Here is a 1,326-nt window from a genome sequence, read left to right as displayed (position 1 = left end):
GTCCGACGCCGAGATGCTATGACCCGGAAAGATCTCGTCGAGCTTGGCGGCGCAAGGCGGCCGAGCTGATCGCCGCCAAGCTCGACGAGATCTTTCCGGGTCATAGCATCTCGGCGTCGGACATTGTCGGCGACCTGTCGATCGGCCGTCGCCAGATGGTCGAAGTGGCGCGCGCCTTCACGGTCACCCAGGATCGTCTCGACCTCGTCATCCTCGACGAGCCGACATCGTCGCTCGACGCGCATACGGCGGGCCAGTTGCTGGCCTTCGTGCGCCGCTTCGTCGCCGGCGGCAAAAGCTGCATCCTGATCTCGCATGTGCTGGGCGAGGTGCTGCGCAACGCCGACCGCATCGTGGTGATGCGCGACGGCAAGGTGGTTGTCGCCGACACCGCCAGCGCCTTCGACCGTAACCGGCTGGTGACGGCGATGGGCGGCGCGGAAGCGCGCCAGAAGATCGCGGCGCAAATCGCTGCCGCCAAGCCCGCCGCCAGTCCGCTGAGGGTCCGGGCGCGGCCCGCGGCGCAGAAGGACGGCACCGACCTCGTCGCCTGCGCCGGGGAGATCATCGGCCTTGCCGGGCTGGCGGGCCACGGCCAGACCGATCTGCTGCTGGCGATCTTCCGCGGCGCCACGCGCGCCCGGGCCGGCATCGAGGTGACAGCGCCGGTGGCGCTGGTCGCCGGCGACCGCCAGTCGGATGGCATCTTTCCGCAATGGTCGATTGCTGAGAACATCGGCATCCGCTCGCTGGCGCGGCTGCGCAACGGGCTGCTGATCTCGCCGCAGCGCGAGGCCGAGCTTGCCGCATTCTGGCAGAAGAAGATCGGCATCCGTACGCCTGACATGAACAACAACATTTTCTCGCTATCGGGCGGCAACCAGCAGAAGGCGCTGTTTGCGCGTGCGCTCGGCTCGGATGCACAGATCGTGCTGATGGACGACCCGATGCGTGGCGTCGACATCGGCACCAAGCTGGAGGTCTACGACCTCGTGCGCGAAGAGGCCGGTCGCGGCCGTACCTTCCTCTGGTACACCACGGAAACCGAAGAGCTCGACAATTGCGACCACATCTATGTCTTCAAGAACGGCCGCATCGTCGCCAATCTGCGTCGCGACGAGTTGACCGAAGAGAAGATCATCCAGTCCTCCTTCGGCGATGCGGCCTGAGATGACGGCCGCCAGCCTCGACACCGCTGCCAGGACTTCCGCCGAGCGCGGCGCGCTGGCCCGCGCGCGCCTGCTGCGCGGGCTGCTGCCGGCGCTGTCGCTGGCGCTGGTGCTGCTCGCCATCGCCTGGCTCAACCCGCGCGCCATCAGCTATTTC

1 protein-coding gene is annotated in these 1,326 nt (G+C 67.5%); it reads left to right on the top strand.

The genetic code is table 11. The features are described 5' to 3' along the window. The coding region (locus tag EN990_RS35210; protein WP_164766239.1) for a sugar ABC transporter ATP-binding protein at nucleotides 1-1,169 on the top strand (1,169 nt) is incomplete at its 5' end. Between the last annotated feature and the right edge of the window lie 157 nt (nucleotides 1,170-1,326).

It is taken from the genome of Mesorhizobium sp. M7A.F.Ca.US.005.03.1.1 (assembly GCF_003997975.1).
Lineage (GTDB): Bacteria > Pseudomonadota > Alphaproteobacteria > Rhizobiales > Rhizobiaceae > Mesorhizobium > Mesorhizobium ciceri.
The sequence above is the reverse complement of the archived record's forward strand: the minus strand, read 5'-3'. Positions and strand labels throughout refer to the sequence as shown.